The sequence below is a fragment of the Geodermatophilus sp. URMC 63 genome (assembly GCF_053502565.1).
Genome location: NZ_CP199956.1, coordinates 2448887 through 2466363, shown reverse-complemented (window position 1 = coordinate 2466363; position 17477 = coordinate 2448887). Strand labels below are relative to the sequence as shown.

23 protein-coding genes and 2 pseudogenes are annotated in these 17477 nt (G+C 74.6%); 16 read left to right on the top strand and 9 right to left on the bottom strand.

Annotation, left to right across the window (positions count from 1 at the left end; translation table 11 throughout):
* Positions 1 to 45: 45 nt before the first annotated feature.
* The 7 genes and pseudogenes from cysC to ACWIZO_RS11995 all read left to right on the top strand — a co-directional run bounded on the left by cysC (position 46) and on the right by ACWIZO_RS11995 (position 3903).
* Positions 46 to 633 carry an adenylyl-sulfate kinase gene (cysC, locus tag ACWIZO_RS12025; protein ID WP_448642672.1) on the top strand — a complete coding sequence of 196 codons (588 nt, stop codon included), beginning with the start codon at positions 46 to 48 and terminating at the stop codon, positions 631 to 633.
* 354 nt (positions 634 to 987) lie between these two features.
* Positions 988 to 1785 (top strand): annotated as a pseudogene (locus ACWIZO_RS12020) (nitrite/sulfite reductase); the annotation flags it as partial.
* Between the two features lie 169 nt (positions 1786 to 1954).
* Positions 1955 to 2053, top strand: a pseudogene (locus tag ACWIZO_RS12015) (hypothetical protein); the annotation flags it as partial.
* Entirely contained in the window at positions 2054 to 2569 is a 516-nt protein-coding gene (locus ACWIZO_RS12010; RefSeq protein ID WP_448642671.1) for a hypothetical protein, read from the top strand. It abuts the pseudogene before it with no gap.
* Positions 2570 to 2634: 65 nt separating this feature from the next.
* Positions 2635 to 2817 carry a hypothetical protein gene (locus ACWIZO_RS12005; RefSeq protein WP_448642670.1) on the top strand — a complete coding sequence of 61 codons (183 nt, stop codon included), beginning with the start codon at positions 2635 to 2637 and terminating at the stop codon, positions 2815 to 2817.
* Positions 2814 to 3524 (top strand): phosphoadenylyl-sulfate reductase, encoded by a 711-nt coding sequence (locus tag ACWIZO_RS12000; protein WP_448642669.1) that lies wholly within the window; start codon positions 2814 to 2816, stop codon positions 3522 to 3524. The genes ACWIZO_RS12005 and ACWIZO_RS12000 overlap by 4 nt, the downstream gene beginning before the upstream one ends.
* An 85-nt stretch (positions 3525 to 3609) precedes the next feature.
* Entirely contained in the window at positions 3610 to 3903 is a 294-nt protein-coding gene (locus ACWIZO_RS11995; protein ID WP_448642668.1) for a 4a-hydroxytetrahydrobiopterin dehydratase, read from the top strand.
* Between the two features lie 21 nt (positions 3904 to 3924).
* On the opposite strand, the gene ACWIZO_RS11990 is transcribed toward ACWIZO_RS11995, so the two are convergent.
* From ACWIZO_RS11990 to ACWIZO_RS11980, 3 genes are read right to left on the bottom strand one after another with little or no spacing between them, the layout of a single operon-like run.
* On the bottom strand, positions 3925 to 4446 hold the full coding sequence (locus ACWIZO_RS11990; protein WP_448642667.1) for a DUF3995 domain-containing protein: 522 nt from the start codon (positions 4444 to 4446) through the stop codon (positions 3925 to 3927).
* Positions 4443 to 4835 carry a DUF3037 domain-containing protein gene (locus ACWIZO_RS11985; RefSeq protein ID WP_446758888.1) on the bottom strand — a complete coding sequence of 131 codons (393 nt, stop codon included), beginning with the start codon at positions 4833 to 4835 and terminating at the stop codon, positions 4443 to 4445. Before ACWIZO_RS11985 ends, ACWIZO_RS11990 begins: the two co-directional genes overlap by 4 nt.
* Positions 4832 to 5698 carry a HipA family kinase gene (locus ACWIZO_RS11980; protein ID WP_448642666.1) on the bottom strand — a complete coding sequence of 289 codons (867 nt, stop codon included), beginning with the start codon at positions 5696 to 5698 and terminating at the stop codon, positions 4832 to 4834. The genes ACWIZO_RS11985 and ACWIZO_RS11980 overlap by 4 nt, the downstream gene beginning before the upstream one ends.
* A gap of 24 nt (positions 5699 to 5722) precedes the next feature.
* On the opposite strand from ACWIZO_RS11980, the gene ACWIZO_RS11975 reads away from it, so the two are divergent.
* Positions 5723 to 6274, top strand: coding sequence for a DUF1990 family protein (locus ACWIZO_RS11975; protein WP_448642665.1), 552 nt, complete (start codon positions 5723 to 5725; stop codon positions 6272 to 6274).
* 48 nt (positions 6275 to 6322) lie between these two features.
* Positions 6323 to 7477 (top strand): serine hydrolase domain-containing protein, encoded by a 1155-nt coding sequence (locus ACWIZO_RS11970; protein ID WP_448642664.1) that lies wholly within the window; start codon positions 6323 to 6325, stop codon positions 7475 to 7477.
* A gap of 17 nt (positions 7478 to 7494) precedes the next feature.
* On the opposite strand, the gene ACWIZO_RS11965 is transcribed toward ACWIZO_RS11970, so the two are convergent.
* Positions 7495 to 8316: a formate/nitrite transporter family protein gene (locus tag ACWIZO_RS11965; RefSeq protein ID WP_448642663.1), complete on the bottom strand. Its 822-nt coding sequence runs from the start codon at positions 8314 to 8316 to the stop codon at positions 7495 to 7497.
* A 23-nt stretch (positions 8317 to 8339) separates the two neighbouring features.
* On the opposite strand from ACWIZO_RS11965, the gene ACWIZO_RS11960 reads away from it, so the two are divergent.
* Positions 8340 to 9044 carry a monooxygenase gene (locus ACWIZO_RS11960; protein WP_448642662.1) on the top strand — a complete coding sequence of 235 codons (705 nt, stop codon included), beginning with the start codon at positions 8340 to 8342 and terminating at the stop codon, positions 9042 to 9044.
* 67 nt (positions 9045 to 9111) lie between these two features.
* On the opposite strand, the gene ACWIZO_RS11955 is transcribed toward ACWIZO_RS11960, so the two are convergent.
* The 3 genes from ACWIZO_RS11955 to ACWIZO_RS11945 all read right to left on the bottom strand — a co-directional run bounded on the left by ACWIZO_RS11955 (position 9112) and on the right by ACWIZO_RS11945 (position 11111).
* Positions 9112 to 9630: an N-acetyltransferase family protein gene (locus ACWIZO_RS11955; protein ID WP_446758882.1), complete on the bottom strand. Its 519-nt coding sequence runs from the start codon at positions 9628 to 9630 to the stop codon at positions 9112 to 9114.
* 64 nt (positions 9631 to 9694) lie between these two features.
* Positions 9695 to 10420, bottom strand: a complete 726-nt coding sequence (locus ACWIZO_RS11950; protein WP_448642661.1) for an FAD-binding oxidoreductase — start codon at positions 10418 to 10420, stop codon at positions 9695 to 9697.
* A gap of 82 nt (positions 10421 to 10502) precedes the next feature.
* Positions 10503 to 11111: a sulfite oxidase-like oxidoreductase gene (locus tag ACWIZO_RS11945; protein ID WP_448642660.1), complete on the bottom strand. Its 609-nt coding sequence runs from the start codon at positions 11109 to 11111 to the stop codon at positions 10503 to 10505.
* 165 nt (positions 11112 to 11276) lie between these two features.
* Here ACWIZO_RS11945 and ACWIZO_RS11940 point away from each other — a divergent pair, with 165 nt between their 5' ends.
* From ACWIZO_RS11940 to ACWIZO_RS11920, 5 genes are all read left to right on the top strand, one after another.
* A complete protein-coding gene (locus ACWIZO_RS11940; RefSeq protein ID WP_448642659.1) occupies positions 11277 to 11972 on the top strand; it encodes a succinate dehydrogenase cytochrome b subunit in 696 nt (231 codons plus the stop codon).
* Between the two features lie 16 nt (positions 11973 to 11988).
* Positions 11989 to 13935 (top strand): fumarate reductase/succinate dehydrogenase flavoprotein subunit, encoded by a 1947-nt coding sequence (locus ACWIZO_RS11935; protein ID WP_448642658.1) that lies wholly within the window; start codon positions 11989 to 11991, stop codon positions 13933 to 13935.
* Positions 13936 to 14709 carry a succinate dehydrogenase/fumarate reductase iron-sulfur subunit gene (locus ACWIZO_RS11930; RefSeq protein WP_448642657.1) on the top strand — a complete coding sequence of 258 codons (774 nt, stop codon included), beginning with the start codon at positions 13936 to 13938 and terminating at the stop codon, positions 14707 to 14709.
* 157 nt (positions 14710 to 14866) lie between these two features.
* A complete protein-coding gene (locus tag ACWIZO_RS11925; protein ID WP_448642656.1) occupies positions 14867 to 15373 on the top strand; it encodes a winged helix-turn-helix transcriptional regulator in 507 nt (168 codons plus the stop codon).
* Complete coding sequence (locus ACWIZO_RS11920) at positions 15363 to 15902, top strand: PaaI family thioesterase (protein ID WP_448642655.1); 540 nt, start codon at positions 15363 to 15365, stop codon at positions 15900 to 15902. Before ACWIZO_RS11925 ends, ACWIZO_RS11920 begins: the two co-directional genes overlap by 11 nt.
* 39 nt (positions 15903 to 15941) lie before the next feature.
* Here the strand turns inward: ACWIZO_RS11920 and ACWIZO_RS11915 are convergent, their stop codons facing one another.
* The gene (locus ACWIZO_RS11915) at positions 15942 to 16343 is read right to left on the bottom strand and encodes a glycoside hydrolase family 16 protein (RefSeq protein ID WP_448642654.1); all 402 of its coding nucleotides are present in this window, start codon (positions 16341 to 16343) and stop codon (positions 15942 to 15944) included.
* Positions 16344 to 16358: 15 nt separating this feature from the next.
* Here ACWIZO_RS11915 and ACWIZO_RS11910 point away from each other — a divergent pair, with 15 nt between their 5' ends.
* Positions 16359 to 16640, top strand: coding sequence for a hypothetical protein (locus tag ACWIZO_RS11910; protein ID WP_448642653.1), 282 nt, complete (start codon positions 16359 to 16361; stop codon positions 16638 to 16640).
* A gap of 91 nt (positions 16641 to 16731) precedes the next feature.
* Here the strand turns inward: ACWIZO_RS11910 and ACWIZO_RS11905 are convergent, their stop codons facing one another.
* Positions 16732 to 17421 carry a hypothetical protein gene (locus ACWIZO_RS11905; RefSeq protein WP_448642652.1) on the bottom strand — a complete coding sequence of 230 codons (690 nt, stop codon included), beginning with the start codon at positions 17419 to 17421 and terminating at the stop codon, positions 16732 to 16734.
* Positions 17422 to 17477: the final 56 nt, after the last annotated feature.

Below are 17477 nucleotides of genomic sequence, written 5' to 3'. Positions count from 1 at the left end.
GGGTCGGGTGTCGGTCGCGCGGGCCCGCTGGGCGAGACTCGGGACGTGAGCAGCGCGCAGCACGGTGGCGTCACCGTCTTCCTCACCGGACTCTCGGGTGCGGGCAAGTCGACCGTGGCCGACGCCCTCGTGGCCGACCTGGAGGCCGAGGGCCGGCCGGTGACCGTCCTCGACGGCGACGTCGTGCGCACCCACCTCTCCAGCGAGCTGTCCTTCTCCCGCGAGCACCGCGACCTCAACATCCGGCGGATCGGGTTCGTCGCCGGCGAGGTGGTCCGGCACGGTGGCACCGTCGTCGTCGCCGCGATCGCCCCGTACGACCGCGCGCGCGAGGACGCCCGCGCGCTGGTCGAGCAGCACGGCCGCTTCGTCCTCGTGCACCTGGATACGCCGCTGGAGGTGTGCGAGGCCCGCGACGTCAAGGGGCTCTACGCCCGCGCCCGGGCCGGCGAGCTCACCGGGTTCACCGGCATCGACGACCCCTACGAGCCCCCCTCGCGGGCCGAGCTCGTCATCGACACCTCCGTCACCTCGCTGGCCGAGTCGGTGGCCCGCATCCGCGCGGCCATGGACGGGCGCGCGGACACGGCTCCGGGAGGGACTCCGGACGGCGGGACACCGCCGGCCGCCTGAGGTCCGCGTCGTCCGAGGTCACACCGCCCCGGACCGGACGTGTGCGACCATGGGGGGCGTGACGGATCACGGCAGCCTGCTCGTCGCGCGCCGTCACATCGACCTGGCGCTGGTGAGCAGCGCGGTCTGTCGCCCCGCGCGCTGACACCCGAGGTCCCCCCGCAGCAGCCGCTGCGCTCCCCGATCCGGCAGCGCCCCACCCCGTCCGGTCACGGCGCCGCGGCGGGCGGCGCAGGAGGAAGTGCCACTGTGACCACCCCCCGCACCAGCACCCGGCCGCAACGCCGCGACACCCAGCGAGGCCAGGGCCAGTGGGCGCTGGGCTACCGGGAACCGCTCAACCCCAACGAGCGGATGAAGAAGGACTCCGACGGGCTCGACGTCCGTCAGCGCATCCTCGACATCTACGCGCACACCGGCTTCGGGGGCATCGACCCCAGCGACCTGCGCGGGCGCATGCGCTGGATGGGGCTCTACACCCAGCGCGCCCAGGGCATCCCCGGCGGCAAGACCGCCGTCCTCGAGCCCGAGGAGCTCGAGGACGAGTACTTCATGATGCGGGTGCGCACCGACGGCGGGGCGCTGACCAGCGACCAGCTGCGGACCATCGGCGGCATCAGCACCGAGTTCGGCCGCGACGTCGCCGACGTCACCGACCGGCAGAACATCCAGTACCACTGGATCCGCATCGAGGACGTCCCCGAGATCTGGCGGCGGCTCGAGTCGGTCGGCCTCACCACGACCGAGGCCTGCGGCGACACCCCGCGCGGCATGCTCAACTGCCCGCTGGCCGGCGTCCTGGCCGACGAGGTCCTCGACGCCTCCGACGTCATGGCGCAGACGGTCGCGAAGTACGTCGGCAGTCCGGAGTTCAGCAACCTGCCGCGCAAGTGGAAGACGTCGATGTCCGGCTGCGTCGACCACTGCACCGAGCCGGAGATCGACGACGTCTCCTTCGTCGGGGTGCGCAACGCCGACGGCGAGGCCGGGTACGACCTGTGGATCGGCGGCGGCCTGTCGACCAACCCCATGTTCGCCCAGCGGGTCGGCGTCTTCGTCCGGCCCGACCAGGTGACCGACGTCTGGGCCGCCTGCACCTCCGTCTTCCGCGACTACGGCTACCGCCGGCAGCGCAACCGCGCCCGCATCAAGTTCCTCATGGCCGACTGGGGCCCGGAGCGGTTCCGCCAGGTGCTGCAGGACGAGTACCTGCACGCGGAGCTTCCCCGACGGCCCGGCCGCCGCGCCGCCCGCGCACGAGCAGCGCGACCACGTCGGTGTCGCGAAGCAGAAGGACGGCGCCAACGCCGTCGGCTTCGCGCTGCGCACCGGCCGCATCACCGGCAGCCTGCTCACCCGGATCGCCGACCTCGCCGACGAGTACGGGCAGGGCCGCACCCGGACGACGACCCAGCAGAAGATGGTCGTCCTCGACGTCCCCGACGAGCGGGTCGAGGACCTCGTCGCCGCGCTCGCCGAGCACGACCTGCTCGTGCGCCCGAGCGCCTTCCGCCGCGGCACCATGGCCTGCACCGGCCTGGAGTTCTGCAAGCTGGCGATCGTGGAGACCAAGCAGCACGCGCAGGACCTCTACGCCGAGCTGGAGAAGCGGCTGCCGGACTTCGACGAGCCGATCGGCATCAACGTCAACGGCTGCCCGAACAGCTGCGCCCGGTTCCAGACCGCCGACATCGGCTTCAAGGGCTCGATGGTGCGCGACGACACCGGCGAGATGGTCGAGGGGTTCCAGGTGCACCTGGGCGGCCACCTGGGCACCGAGGCCTCCTTCGGCCGCAAGTTCCGCGGCCACAAGGTGACCAAGGCCGAGACCGCCGACTACTGCGAGCGGGTGCTGCGCGGCTACCTCGAGCGCCGCGAGCCCGGCGAGCGGTTCGCCGCCTACGTCGCCCGCGCCGAGGAGGCCTGGCTGCTGTGACGGGGCTGCTGTGACGAGGCTGCCGTGACGTGTCGCTGTGACGGGGCTGCCGTGACGGGGTCGCTGTGACCGAGGCGAGGGACACGGGCGAGCGGTCGGGAAGGTCGCGGCCGCTGCCCGTGTTCTTCTGCCCGTACTGCGGGGACGAGGAGCTGACCCCGCACGGGGACGAGGGCGGGTGGCACTGCGCCGCGTGCCTGCGGACCTTCACCGTCCGGCTCACCGGGACAGGAGTGCACGAACCATGACGACCGCCGTCCGGCCCACGCCGGAGCTCGCCGCCGAGGCCGACGCCCGCTTCGAGGGCATCGCCGACCCCGTCGAGCAGGCCCTCGCCGTCCTCCGGTGGGCGGGCGAGACCTTCGGCGAGGACTTCGCGGTCACCTCCTCCATGGCCGACGGGCTGCTCGCCCACCTGGCCTCGCGCGCGGTCCCCGGCGTCAACGTCGTCTTCCTCGACACCGGCTACCACTTCGCCGAGACCATCGGCACCCGCGACTGGGTCAGCGGGGTCATGCCGATCACGCTGGTGAACGTGCTGCCCGAGCAGACCGTCGCCGAGCAGGACGCCGAGTACGGCGAGCGCCTGCACGACCGCGACCCCGACCTGTGCTGCTCGCTGCGCAAGGTGCAGCCGCTGGCGAGGGCCCTCGCCGGGTACGCGGCGTGGGGCTCGGGCGTGCGCCGCGACGAGTCGCCCACCCGCGCGGGCACGAAGGTCGTCGACTGGGACGCCAAGCGCGGCATGGTGAAGGTCAACCCGCTGGCCGCCTGGGACCAGGACGACGTCGACACCTACGTCGCCGAGCACCAGGTGCCGGTGAACCCGCTGCAGGAGATCGGGTACGCCTCGATCGGCTGCGCGCCCTGCACCCGGCCGGTCGCCCCGGGCGAGGACCCGCGCGCCGGGCGCTGGGCCGGTCGCGGCAAGACCGAGTGCGGCCTGCACCTCTGACGCAGGACCTGGTCCCACCCCGCGGCACGCGCCACGCGCCGCGGGCCCCTGGAACGAGGCCGTTCCCGGCGGCAGACTGACCGCCGTGCCCCGCCCTCCGCGCCTGTCCCCCGACGAGGTCGCCGCCGCCCTGCACGGGCTGCCGCTGTGGTCGGGAGGCGCCGAGGGCATCCGCCGCAGCGTCGAGCTGCCCGGCTTCCCGGACGCCGTCGCCGCGATCGTGCGGATCGGCTTCGTCGCCGAGCAGCTGGACCACCACCCCGACGTCGACCTGCGCTGGCGCACGCTGCACCTGACGCTGGTCACGCACTCGGCGGGCGGCCTGACCGAGCTCGACCTGGAGCTCGCCCGCCGGATCGACGGCCTGCTCCCCGGCTGAGGAGCGGTCGCCGCCCTCGGCTCACCCGCTCGGGGCGGGACCGGCCGACGCGGAGCCGGCCCGGTCCCGGGCGTCGGCACGGCGCCGGGCGAGGGCCGCGGTCAGCAGCAGGAGCCCCCACGAGAGGAACCACGGGTCCCAGAACAGGACGTGCCAGCGCAGGGCGACGGGATCGGCCGGCTCCCCGAGCGCCCGGGTCAGCCCCACCGCGCCCACCACGACCAGCACCCCGCCGTACAGGGTGAGCAGCCCGCCGCCCAGCAGGGCCGCGGGCACGAGCGGCCGCCGGAGCGGGCGCGAGCGCGGCGGGTGCAGGAGCGCGAGGGCCAGCACGGCCGCGGCCAGCTTCAGGGCGACGACGAGGGCCAGCCCCGCCGTGGCCACCGCGCCGCCCCGGCGGCCCTGCTCCTCGAGGGCTCCGCCCACGGTCGACAGCAGCCAGGTGCCGCCGGCCATCCAGGAGGCGCTCACCGCGGCCGACAGCGCGGCGAGCACCGCCGCTCCCCCGGCCGACCAGGTCAGCAGCCTGCCGCGGCGGGTCACTCCGACACGGGCAGGACGAGCAGCCGCAGCAGCCGGTCGGCCTCGGCGTCGGGGTCCGCGGTCAGGCCGGTGTGCACCGGGCCGGGCTGCACCACCGTGCTGCGCGGCGCGGTCAGCCAGCGGAACCGCGACCCCAGCGCCTCCCGGCCGGCGGCACCCGCGGCGGGGTCGGCCGCGCAGACGTCGGCGGCGGCCCGCAGCGCCCGGTCGATCGCGCCGGCGTCGGCGGTGGGGTCCAGCGCCCGCAGCCGGTCGACGTCGAGGTGCACGCGGCTGCCGAGGTAGTCGCGCTGCCGGCAGTAGACGAGGACGCCGGCGTTGAGGGCCTCCCCCCGCTCCACCCGCGGCACCACCCGGAGGACGGCGTACTCGAAGGTCTCGCGGCTCACCGCTGCCGCACCCCCTCCGGCGGCGGCGGGCCCAGCCACGCGGGCCGGTTCTCCCCCCGCGGCGCCCGCCTGCGCGACCCGCCCGCCGCCGCGGCGGCCACCAGCGGCGGCAGCCAGGAGTCGCGGGCGGCGAGCCGGGCCAGCAGCTGGTCGGCGTAGCGGGCGCGCACCTCCTCCGGGGGGTCGTCCGGCGCCGGCCCCTCGAGCCAGTCGTCGGGTACCTGCGCCAGCACCCGGTCCAGCAGCGGCCGGGTGACCCGCGGCCCGAGGTCGGCGTCGGCGGCCCGGACGTCGGGGGCGCACTCGACCAGCGCGTGCTGCGCGGCGTCGTAGGGGCGGGTGACGGCGGCCGGCGCCCCGGGCCAGTGGTGGTGGAACGTGAGCGCGGCGCCGTGGTCGATCAGCTGCAGCCGGCCGTGCCAGAACAGCATGTTCGGGTTGCGCCACGAGCGGTCGACGTTGCCCACCAGCGCGTCGAACCACAGCACCCGCCCGGCCAGCTCGGCGTCCACCTCGCCGACGCCGGCCTCGAAGTCGAGGGCTCCGGGCAGGAAGTCCAGCCCGAGGTTCGTCCCCGCCGAGCGCTGCAGCAGCTCCTGCACCTCGGGGTCGGGCTCGCCGACGGCCAGCTCGGGGGCGACGTCGACGGTGACCAGCGCCGGCACCGGCAGCGCCAGCGCGCGGGCCAGCTCCCCGCAGACCACCTCGGCCACGAGCACCCGCACGCCCTGGCCGGCGGCCCGCCACTTGACCACGTAGGTGCCCAGGTCGTCGGCCTCCATGAGCCCCGGCAGCGATCCCCCCTCGCGCAGCGGGGTGACGTAGCGGGTGGCGGTGACGGCGGGCAGCACAGTGCCGGACAACCTACGCCGGTCCAGACTGGCCCCATGGGCCTGCTCCGGGCCGTGTCGCCCGAGGGCCTGCGCGACGCGCCGCTCACCTATCGCGAGGTCGGCGCCACGCGCGCCCCCGAGATGCCCCCGGGCTACCTGCACGGCGAGTGGTCGGAGGTCGTCGGCTCCGGCCGGGAGGTGTTCGAGCGGGTCGCCGCGGCCGTGTTCGACTGGCGGCCGCAGCGCAGCGTGGGCCTGCGGGTGCGGGCCACCGGGTCGCCGCGCGAGGTGGGCACCGTCGTCGTCCTGACGGCGGGACTGCCGCGGCTGGGCTACGACATCCCCTGCCGGGTGGTCTGGGCCTCGCCCACCGGCGACGAGCGCGGCTTCGCCTACGGGACGCTGCCCGGCCACCCGGAGAGCGGTGAGGAGTGCTTCACCGTCCGGCTCGCCGGGGACGGGGACGTCGTCGCCACGATCCGCGTCTTCTCCCGGCTGGCCACCCCGGCCGCCCGGGCGGTGCCGCCGGTGGCCCGCCTCGTCCAGGGCCTGGCCACCCGCCGCTACCTGGCCGCGCTGCGCGGGGCGGCCCGGCCGGGCCGATGAGTCCCGGCGCCGCGGCCGGTCTGCCCTCCTGAGAACGGAGGAGGCGGCATGGGATGGGCCGAGGACGTCGAGCGCGTCGTGGGCGCCGCGGTGGCGGCCGGGGAGGTGCCCGGTGCGGCCTGGCGGGTGCAGCACGGCGGTGAGGTCGCCCGGGGCGCGGCCGGCACCCACACCCCCGGCGGTGCCGACCCGGTGCGGCCCGACACGGTCTTCCGCATCGCCTCGATCACCAAGCCGGTGACCGCCGTCGCGGCGCTCACCCTGGTCGACGACGGCACGCTCGACGTCGACGAGCCGGTCGACCGGCACCTGCCCGAGTTGGCCGGCAGGTGCGTGCTCGCCGACCCGGCCGACGCCGCGGCCGGCACCGTGCCGGCGCGCCGGGCGATCACCGTCCGCGACGTCCTGACGTTCCGGCTGGGCATCGGCGTGGACTTCACCGCGCCGTGGCCCACCCCGACGGTCGCCGCGCTGGCGGCCGCCGGCCTGCCGATCGGCCCGCCCGCGCCGCAGGCCGCCCCGCCGCCGGACGAGTGGCTGCGCCGGCTGGCCACCGTCCCGCTCGCCTCCCAGCCGGGCGAGCGCTGGCTCTACCACACCGGCGCGAGCGTGCTGGGCGTCCTCGTCGCCCGCGCCACCGGCCGGCCGCTGCCCGAGGTGCTGACCGAGCGGGTGCTGGCGCCGCTCGGGATGACCGGCACCGGCTTCGGCGTGCCCGCCGTCGCCCGGGACCGGCTCGGTCCGCACTGGACGCCGCCCGGCGACGACGGCCGCCGCGAGCTCTACGACCCGGCCGAGGGCCAGTGGGCCCGCCCGCCGGCGTTCCCCGACGGCGCCGACGGGCTGGTCTCCACCGTCGACGACCTCGCCGCGCTCGCCGGGGTGCTGCTGGCCGGGGGCCGCGCGCCCGGCGGCGGGCGGGTGCTCGCCGAGGACACCGTCCGCGCGATGCTCACCGAGCAGGCCGGCCCGGTCGACGACGAGGGCGGCGGCTGGGGGCTGGGCACCGGCGTCCGCCGCACCGACGAGCCGGGCGGGCGCTCGGCCGGCTCCTTCGGCTGGGACGGCGGGCTGGGCGGCTCCTGGTGGACCGACCCGGTCACCGGCACCACCGCCGTGCTGCTCACCAACCAGGCGTGGTCCTCCTCCACCCCGCCCGCCGTCTTCGACGGGTTCCGGGCTGCCGCCTTCGGTCCGCGGTAGAGGTCAGGGGTCCGCCCTCAGTCCTCGCCGGCGGCCGCGGCGCGCTCGCGCTGGATCAGCTCCTTGCTCCGCACCAGCCGCACGAGGGTGACCACGAGCAGCCCGCCGGCCATGTTGAGCAGCGTCGTGTACCAGAACCAGGCCAGCCACTCGCCGTAGCCGAACGGGGCGGTCCCGGTGTGGATCGCCCCGAACACCAGCAGCGAGTCCAGGATCGAGTGGAACAGCTGCAGGCCGGCGAGGACGAACGCGCCGGCCACCGCGGCGACGATCTTGGCACCGTCGGCGGAGGTGCCGTTCTGCATGCGGGTCATCAGCGTGATGGCGACACCGCCGAGGAACGCCAGGCAGACGGCGCGCAGGTCCAGCGGCGCCTCGACGAAGTGCCGCGCGGACTCCACGACGGTGGGCCCGAGCTCCGGGTAGCCGTGCACGACCACCCACATGAACAGCCAGCCACCGACCAGGTTGGCCACCAGCGTCCCGCCCCACAGCCGCCCCAGCTGCGCCCAGCTCGCCCGTCCGGCCACCACCGCGGTGACCGGCAGCAGGAAGCCCTCGGTGAACAGCTCGCTGCGGGCCAGCAGCAGGGCGATGAACCCGACGGAGAAGGCCAGCCCGGCCAGCAGGTGGCTGCCGGTCTCGGCGTAGACGGCGACCAGCGCGAGGACGCCGACCGCCACCTCCAGCCCGCCGGCCAGCCCGGTGGTGAGCACCTCGCGCCAGGTGCGGTGCAGCCGCTGCGCCCCCTGGCTGACCACCCGGTCGAAGGCCTGGACGACCTCGTCCTCGGCGGGGGCGTCGGTGTCGCCGAGCTGGACGCGGCGCTGGTCGGTCACCGCCCGCACCTACCCTCGACGGCGTGCCTCCACCCGACCCGGGGATCGTGACCCTGCACCTGTGGGGCGTCCCCGGCCGCGCGGTGCCGCGGGCGGCGCTGCGGATGGCCTCGCTGCGCCCGGCGCTGGCCCGCGCGCCGGGCCTGCGCTTCGCCAAGCTGCTGGGCACCGGCGACGGGCGCACGTTCACCGTCCGCGACGCCGACCCTCGCCGCTGGGGGCTGCTCGCGGTCTGGGACGACGCCGCGGCCGCCGACGCGCTCGACGACTCCCCCGTGGCGGCGAGCTGGCGGCGGATCGCCGACGAGGAGTGGTCGGCGCGGCTGCGCCCGCTGTCCGCCCGCGGGCTGTGGTCGGGCCGGGAGCCGTTCGGGAGCCCGCGTCCGCAGCGCTGGGACGGTCCGGTCGCGGCGGTCACCCGCGCCCGGCTGGTGCTGCGCCGGGCCGCCCGGTTCTGGTCGGCGGTGCCGCCGGTCTCGGCCGACCTGCACCGGTCGCCGGGCCTGCGCATGGCCGTCGGGATCGGCGAGGCGCCGCTGGGCCTGCAGGGCACCTTCAGCGTCTGGGACTCCGGCGCGGCCCTCAACGCCTTCGCCTACGACCGCCCCGAGCACGCCGCCGTCGTCGCCCGCACCGCGCGGGAGGGCTGGTACGCGGAGGAGCTGTTCGCCCGCCTCGCGGTGCTCTCCTCCCGGGGCACCGTCGACGGGACCGACCCCCTCGGGTAGCGATCGGAACGGCCCCGCCCCAGGGGCCCGCCCCGGGCTCGCGGGGGGCGGGGGACGCGGGGTCCTCCTACAGCCGCACGAACAGGTGGAGCTCCGCGCGGTCGTCGCCGGGAGCCAGCCGGATCGCGCCGGGCATCCGCCCGAACTCGCGGTAGCCGAGGCCGGCGTAGAACCGCTCGAGGCCGTAGCCGCTGCGCACGGTCAGGTGCAGCATCTCCAGGCCGCGGTCGCGCGCGACGTCGTGGACGCCGGAGAGCAGCACCCGGCCCAGACCCCGGCCCTGCCGGCTCGGGTGCACCTGCACGCGCAGGACGGTGGCCCAGTGCCGGCGCAGCGGGCTCACCGACAGCGACAGCACCGCCCAGCCGGCGAGCTCGCCGTCGACCCGGAGCACGACCAGCCGCTCGCGGCCCTGCGCGACCCGCTCCAGCAGCGAGTCGAGGAAGGGCGCCAGCTGGGCCTCGGTGACCGGCGGGACGAAGCCCACCGCCCCGCCGGCGTTCGTGACGTCGGTCCAGCAGGTGAGCAGTGCGCTCCGCAGGTCCGGGTCGACGACGTCGACGGCACTCACGTCGGCGGTCGGCATGCCCTCGATCCTCGTACGTGCGGCCGGTCACCCGGCCCCCGCCCCCTGGGCGCCGCCCCGGCCGTCAGGCCGGACCGCCGCTGGGGCCGAACCGCTCGACGCGGACGTCGGCCGGCGCCACCCCCAGCTCCACCACCAGCCCGCTCGCCGCCTCGGCGAACGCCGCCGACCCGCACACGAACGCCGTCTGCCCCGGCTCGACCAGCGGCACCAGGTCGGCCGCGGTCAACCGGCCGCCCGGGCGGATCCCGGCGGGCTCGCGGCTGAGCGCCAGCAGCGCCCCGGCGGCGGCCAGCTCGTCGGCGTAGGGCAGCAGCGCACGGGTGCGGGCCGCGACGGCGATCCGCAGCAGGTCGGTGCGGCCGAGGTCGTGGGCGGTGCGCAGCATCGCGACCAGCGGGACGACGCCGCTGCCGCCGCCCACCAGCAGCGCCGGGTTCTCGCCGTCCCAGACGAACCAGCCGCCGATGGGCCCGCGCACCTCCAGGACGTCGCCGGGCTCGACGACGTCGGCCAGGTACCCCGACACCTCCCCGTCCTCGAGCCGCTCGACGAACAGCTCCACCTGCGGGTCCGACGGCGCCGAGGCCACCGAGTAGGACCGCTGCGCCCGGTAGCCGTCCTCCGCGGTGAGCCGGACGACGTAGTGCTGACCGGGCAGGTGGTCGACCCGGTCGGCGACGTCGAGGCGCAGCTGCACACCGCGCGGCGTCGGCCGGTCGACGGCGGTGACCGTCGCCGTCCGCCAGCCCCCGGCCGGAGCCCGGCGGCGGCCAGATGAGAGACCCATCGGCTCCGCTGCAGGCACCTCGTCGGCCTCGTCCCGAGGCTCGCCCCGAGCCTGCGAGGGGTGAGGAGGACGAGGTCCTTCCTCAGTCACCCTGGTAGCGCTGCTCGCGCCAGGGGTCGCCGCGGTCGTGGTAGCCGTTCTGCTCCCAGAAGCCGGGCTGGTCGCGGGTGAGCAGCGTCAGCCGGGTCACCCACTTGGCGCTCTTCCAGAAGTAGAGGTGCGGCACCAGCAGCCGCACCGGGCCGCCGTGCTCGACGGGCAGCGGCTCCCCGTCGACCTGCCAGACCAGCCAGGCCCTGCCGCCGGTGACGTCGGCCAGCGGGAGGTTGGTCGTGTAGCCGGTCTTGGCCGTCGCCACGACGAAGGCCGCCTCGGCCGTGGGCCGGGCGGCCTCGAGCAGGGTGTCGACGCTGACGCCGGCGAAGTGCGTGTCGAACTTCGACCAGGTGGTCACGCAGTGGATGTCACCGCGGTAGTCCGAGCCCGGCAGCCGGTGCACCTCGTCCCAGGTCCACGTGGTCGGGGTCTCCACCCGGCCGTCGACGGTGATGCTCCAGGTCTCCGGGGTGATGCGCGGGGTGGGCTCGGCGGTCAGCACCGGCCAGTCGGCCCCCACGTCGTACTGGCCGGGGGGCAGCCGCGGGTCCCGCTCCCGCCGGCGGCCCAGGAAACCCCTGGTCGGTCCTGCCACGTGTCCTCCTCCGATCGGGCGGTCCGGGCCCGGCAGGCTCCCGGGCCCGGCGGAGGACCACCAACGTCCTGACCTGCGCTCAGGGTTCCCTTACATGAGGTGAGTCACTGCGTGTCCACATGGCCGGGAGGTGGGTAACGAGCCTAACTTGGTGCCGTGGTGACGGTGACGCACTCGGGCCAGCGCAGGACCCCGAAGGCCGCGAAGACCAGCTCGGTCTTCAAGAAGGCGGTGATGGCGGTCAGCGGCATCATCCTGGTGCTGTACCTGATCGCGCACATGATCGGGAACCTGAAGATCTTCGCCGGCGCGGAGACCTTCAACGGGTACTCCCACTGGATCCGGACGATCGGCGAGCCGGCGGTGCCGGAGCAGACGACGCTGTGGATCATCCGCGTGGTCCTGCTCGCCGCGGTGGTCGCGCACATCTGGGCGGCGATCTCGCTGTGGCGGCAGGCCAAGCGCGCCCGGCCGCAGGGCTACGTGACCAAGAAGGCCGTGGCCCAGAGCTACGCCTCGCGCACCATGCGGTGGGGCGGCGTGATCCTCGGGCTGTTCATCGTCTACCACATCCTCGACCTCACGCTCGGGGTGGCGAACCCCGAGGGCCCCGACTCCACCCCCTACGACCGCGTGATCGCCGGGTTCTCCAACCCGATCGTCACCCTCGTGTACGTCGTCGCCCTGCTCGCGCTCGGCTTCCACCTGCGGCACGGCGTCTGGAGTGCGACCCAGACCCTGGGGCAGAGCAACAAGACCCGGGAGCGCACGGTCAACGCCTTCGCCACCGTCTTCGCCGTGGTGCTGACCGCCGGGTTCCTCATCCCGCCGCTCAGTATCCTCTTCGGGCTCGTCGGCTGAACCAGGAGCAACGAAAATGGCCCTCGAACTGTTCACCGTCGGCGAGCCCATCGCCGACACCAAGGCCCCGATGGACGTCCCGATCGGCGAGCGCTGGAGCGAGCGCCGCTTCCGCGCCAAGCTGGTCAACCCGGCCAACCGCCGCAAGCTGACGGTCATCGTCGTCGGCACGGGCCTGGCCGGCGGCGCGGCCGCCGCCACGCTCGGCGAGGCCGGCTACAAGGTCAAGTCCTTCTGGTACCAGGACAGCCCGCGCCGCGCGCACAGCGTCGCCGCGCAGGGCGGCATCAACGCCGCCAAGAACTACCGCAACGACGGCGACTCGGTGCACCGGCTGTTCTACGACACGGTCAAGGGCGGCGACTTCCGCGCCCGCGAGAACAACGTGCACCGGCTGGCCGAGGTCAGCGTCAACATCATCGACCAGTGCGTCGCCCAGGGCGTGCCCTTCGCCCGCGAGTACGGCGGCCTGCTCGACAACCGCTCCTTCGGTGGCACCCAGGTGTCGCGGACCTTCTACGCCCGCGGCCAGACGGGCCAGCAGCTGCTCTACGGCGCCTACCAGGCCCTCGAGCGGCAGATGGCGGCCGGCACCGTCGAGCAGTTCCCGCGCACCGAGATGCTCGACCTGGTCGTCGTCGACGGCCGGGCCCGCGGCATCGTGGCCCGCGACCTCATCACCGGCGAGATCAGCACCCACTTCGCCGACGCGGTCGTGCTGGCCACCGGTGGCTACAGCAACGTCTTCTATCTCTCGACCAACGCCAAGGGCTCCAACGCCACGGCGATCTGGCGGGCGCACAAGCGGGGCGCGCTGTTCGCCAACCCCTGCTACACGCAGATCCACCCGACCTGCATCCCGGTGCACGGCGAGTACCAGTCCAAGCTCACGCTGATGAGCGAGTCGCTGCGCAACGACGGCCGGGTGTGGGTGCCCAAGGAGCGCGGCGACACCCGCGACCCGCGCGACATCCCCGAGTCCGAGCGCGACTACTACCTCGAGCGGATCTACCCGGCGTTCGGCAACCTCGTCCCCCGCGACATCGCCTCGCGGCAGGCGAAGAACGTCTGCGACGAGGGCCGCGGCGTCGGCCCCGAGGGCAAGGGCGTGTACCTCGACTTCGCCGAGGCCATGCAGCGCCTGGGCCGGCCGGCCATCGAGGCCAAGTACGGCAACCTCTTCGACATGTACGCCCAGATCACGGGCGAGGACCCCTACGAGGTCCCCATGCGGATCTACCCGGCGGTGCACTACACGATGGGCGGGCTGTGGGTCGACTACGACCTGCAGTCGACCATCCCCGGCATGTTCGTGATCGGCGAGGCCAACTTCTCCGACCACGGCGCCAACCGGCTCGGCGCCAGCGCGCTGATGCAGGGCCTGGCCGACGGGTACTTCGTCCTGCCCAACACGATCAACGACTACCTGGCCTCCGGCCCGTTCGACAAGGTCGACGACAGCCACCCGGCCGCCGTCGAGGCGCTCGAGGGCGTCCGCCAGCAGAGCGAGCGGCTGCTGTCGATCAACGGCACCCGGACCACCGCGTCGTTCCACCGCGAGCTCGGCCGGCTGATGTTCGACCTGTGCGGCATGGAGCGCTCGGAGGAGAGCCTGCGTAAGGCGCTCGACCGGATCCCCGAGATCCGCCAGGAGTTCTGGACCAACGTGAAGGTGCCCGGCGAGCTGGGCCGCTTCAACCAGAGCCTGGAGCACGCGGGCCGGGTCGCCGACTTCATCGAGCTCGCCGAGCTCATGTGCGTCGACGCCCTGCACCGCAACGAGAGCTGCGGCGGGCACTTCCGCGCCGAAAGCCAGACCCCCGAGGGTGAGGCCCTGCGCGACGACGAGAACTACGCCTACGTCGCCGCCTGGGAGTGGACGCCGGAAGGTGCCCCGCCGGTCCTGCACAAGGAAGCCCTCGAGTTCGAGTACGTCCACCTCGCCCAGCGGAGCTACAAGTAGATGAACCTCAAGCTGCGCGTCTGGCGTCAGCGGGACCGGACGGAGAAGGGGAAGATGGTGACCTACGAGGTCACCGACATCTCCCCGGACATGTCCTTCCTCGAGATGCTGGACGTCCTCAACGAGCAACTGATCCTCGACGGCCAGGAGCCGGTCTCGTTCGACCACGACTGCCGTGAGGGCATCTGCGGGTCGTGCGGCGTCATGATCAACGGCCGCGCGCACGGCAACGGGCTGTTCCCGGGCCACCCGCAGACGACGACCTGCCAGCTGCACATGCGGTCGTTCAAGGACGGCGACACGATCGACGTCGAGCCGTGGCGGGCGACGGCGTTCCCGGTCATCAAGGACCTCGCCGTCGACCGCGGGGCCCTCGACCGGATCATCCAGTCCGGCGGCTACATCAGCGCCCCGACCGGGACCGCCCCCGAGGCGCACTCGATCCTGGTCGCGAAGAAGGACTCCGACGCCGCGTTCGACGCCGCCACCTGCATCGGCTGCGGCGCCTGCGTGGCGGCCTGCCCGAACGCCTCCTCGATGCTGTTCACCGCCTCGAAGGTGACGCACCTGGGCCTCATGCCGCAGGGCCAGCCCGAGCGCAACGACCGCGTCGTCAACATGATCCACCAGCAGGACCTCGAGGGCTTCGGCGGCTGCACCAACATCGGTGAGTGCTCCGCCAGCTGCCCGAAGGGCATCTCGATGGAGAACATCTCGCGGCTCAACCACGACCTGCTCGGCGCCCTGCGCGCCGGTGCGCGTCCCAAGAGCTGACGAAGGGCCCCCTCGCCCCCCACTGCTCGCGAGCTCGCAGCGGGGCCCTGCGAGGGGGCCGGCACGTCACCGCGGCAGGCGGGGACCCCACGGGGTCCCCGCCTGCCGGCGTTCCCGGGGTGTGGCGCGACGTCGGTTCGACGGGCAAACTGACGGGGTGACCGCTTCGTTCGACCTGGCCGGTCTGCCCGGCCGCCCCTGCTCGATCGCCGCCGCCCTGGAACTTGTCGGCGAGCGCTGGTCGCTGCTCGTCGTCCGCGAGGTGTCGCTGGGCAACCACCGCTTCAGCGACATCGCCCGCGGCACCGGTGCGCCCCGCGACCGGCTCACCGCGCGGCTCAACGCGCTGGTGACCGCCGGCGTGCTGGAGCGGCGGCAGTACAGCGACGCACCGCCGCGCTCGGGCTACCACCTCACCGCCTCCGGCCGTGACCTGCTGCCGGTGCTGCAGGCGCTGCTGCAGTGGGGTGACCGCTGGGCGGCCGAGGAGCCGCCGGTGCGGCTGCACCACGCGCCGGCCGGGCACGAGGAGCACGTCGTCGACGCGGAGTGGGTGTGCCGCACGTGCGGCGAGCCGGTGAACGGCAGCCGGGTCGAGCGGGTGCTGACCCCCGCCGGCCGCGTCCTGTCCGGGCTGCCCGCGGAGGAGCGGCATGAGCACTGAGGCCGACGACGTCACCGCGGCACCGGCCGCGTGGGGGGAACCGCGCTCGCGCACCGTCACCTGGTACGACCCGATGGTCACCGCGGCCGGCGTCCGCGAGCGCTCGGGCCTGAAGGCGCTGCAGGCACTGCTCGACCGCGAGCTGCCGCCGCCCCCGGTCACCCCGCTGGTGCAGATGGACCTGGTGGCCGTCGAGGAGGGGCGGGTCGAGTTCACCTGCACCGTCGACGAGTCGGTCTACAACCCCATCGGCGTCGTGCACGGCGGGCTGGTCTGCACGCTCCTCGACACCGTCGCCGGCTGCGCGGTGCACTCCACGCTGCCGCAGGGGGTGGGCTACACGTCGATCGAGCTGAAGGTGACCTACCTGCGGGCGGTGACGCAGGCCAGCGGGCCGCTCACCGCCGTCGGCACGGTGGTCAAGCCGGGACGGCGCGTGGCCTTCGCCGAGGGCCAGGTGCTCGACGCAACCGGCCGGCTGGTGGCGACGGCGTCGAGCTCGCTGCTGGTGTTCCCGCTGCCCGCGTGAGCGCTCAGCTGGTGACGCCGGCGACACCCACCTGCGGGGTCACCACGTCCCCGCGCTCCCCCGGATCCAGTCGACGACCAGTTCGGGGACGACGTGGGGCTCGCCCGGCGCCCCCTCCTCCGGGAAGTCGAACACCGCGAGCATCGCCTGCACCGGGTGGTCGGGTGTGACCTCGACCCGGTGCACCGGGACGCCGTCGACGGAGGAGGCCGCGCCGTCGGGGCGCCAGTCGACGGCGTAGGTGTGCCAGTCGGCGACGTCGATGCCGGGCCGCGGGGCGGCGAAGTCCTCGACGAGCCGCGGGTCGCGGAACGGATGGGTGCCCGCGCCGACCGCCGCCCCCTCGACCGGGTCCACCGCGTCGCCGAAGACCTCCATGACGCACAGCTCGCCGCAGCGTTCCGGCGCGTCCTCCAGGCCCACCAGCCACCAGGCCACCATCGAGCGCGGGTCACCGTGGCGCGCGCCCGCATCTCCAGCACGCCGTACCGCGGCGTCCAGCCCCAGTGCGCCGGCTGCTCCTCGCGGACGACGGCCCCGGGCCGCACCGGCTGCTGCCCGACCGTGCTGCCGACCGGCCCGGAGAACACCCCGGACTGGATGCCCGAGACCCGCAGCGGCGGGTGGTCGTCCGGGCACCACAGCGGCGCGTCGTCGGGCAGGTACAGCCGCAGGCAGGAGTCCCGGACCTCGTGGTGGGCCGCCGTCGCCGCCCGCGGGCTCCACTGCGGCAGGTAGTGCGGCACCCAGACGTCGCGGTCGAGGCCCGGGCCGTCGAAGTCGTCGCAGAAGTCGCCGGCCGGTTCGTCGTGTGGGGCCGGCACCGGCGTCAGCGGCTCTGCAGGGCGTCGAGGGCCACGGCCATGGCGGCGGCGACGCGGAAGTCCAGCCGCGGGTCCGGGACGGAGACGTCGTAGCGGTCGCGGATGGACTTGCGCCGCTCGACCACCAGCACCGGGGCGCCGGTCGCCGAGTCGAGGAAGTCGAAGTGGAAGACGAAGGGCACCCAGACGTCGCCGAGGTAGGGGATGAGTGTCCAGACCCGCCGCAGGATCGCGATGAACGGCCGGCGCTCGCGGCCCACGGCGGTCAGCCCGGGGACGCCGAGGTCCCAGGTCGACCGCAGCAGGCTGGCGCCGAAGCGCTTGCCGAAGGTGCCGAGCACGCGGCCCTGCTCGTCGAACACGTCGTGCTGGGCGTGGACGTCGAGCCGCTGGCGGGCGCGGAAGGAGAAGACGGGACGGGTGCGGGCCTCGTCGGCGGTGAAGACCACCTCCTCCTTGAGCTTGAGCCGCTTCTGCTGGGCCATCGCCAGCAGCTCGCCCTCGCTGCCGTCCGGTGCCACCGCCCGGATCTCGTAGCGGTTGACCATCACGGTGATCCGCTGGCGGACGGTGAAGCGCGGCACGACCATCGCCGCGGTGGGCGGACCGGGGGGCTGCTCGTGGGGCTGCTCGTGGGGCTGCTGGGGGAACGGCTGCTGGGGGAACGGCTGCTGGGCGTACGGCGGCTGGGTCACGGCGCGCTCCTGGTCGGCTCGGGGCTCCCCATCCTGGCCCGGTCCGGGCGCCCGCG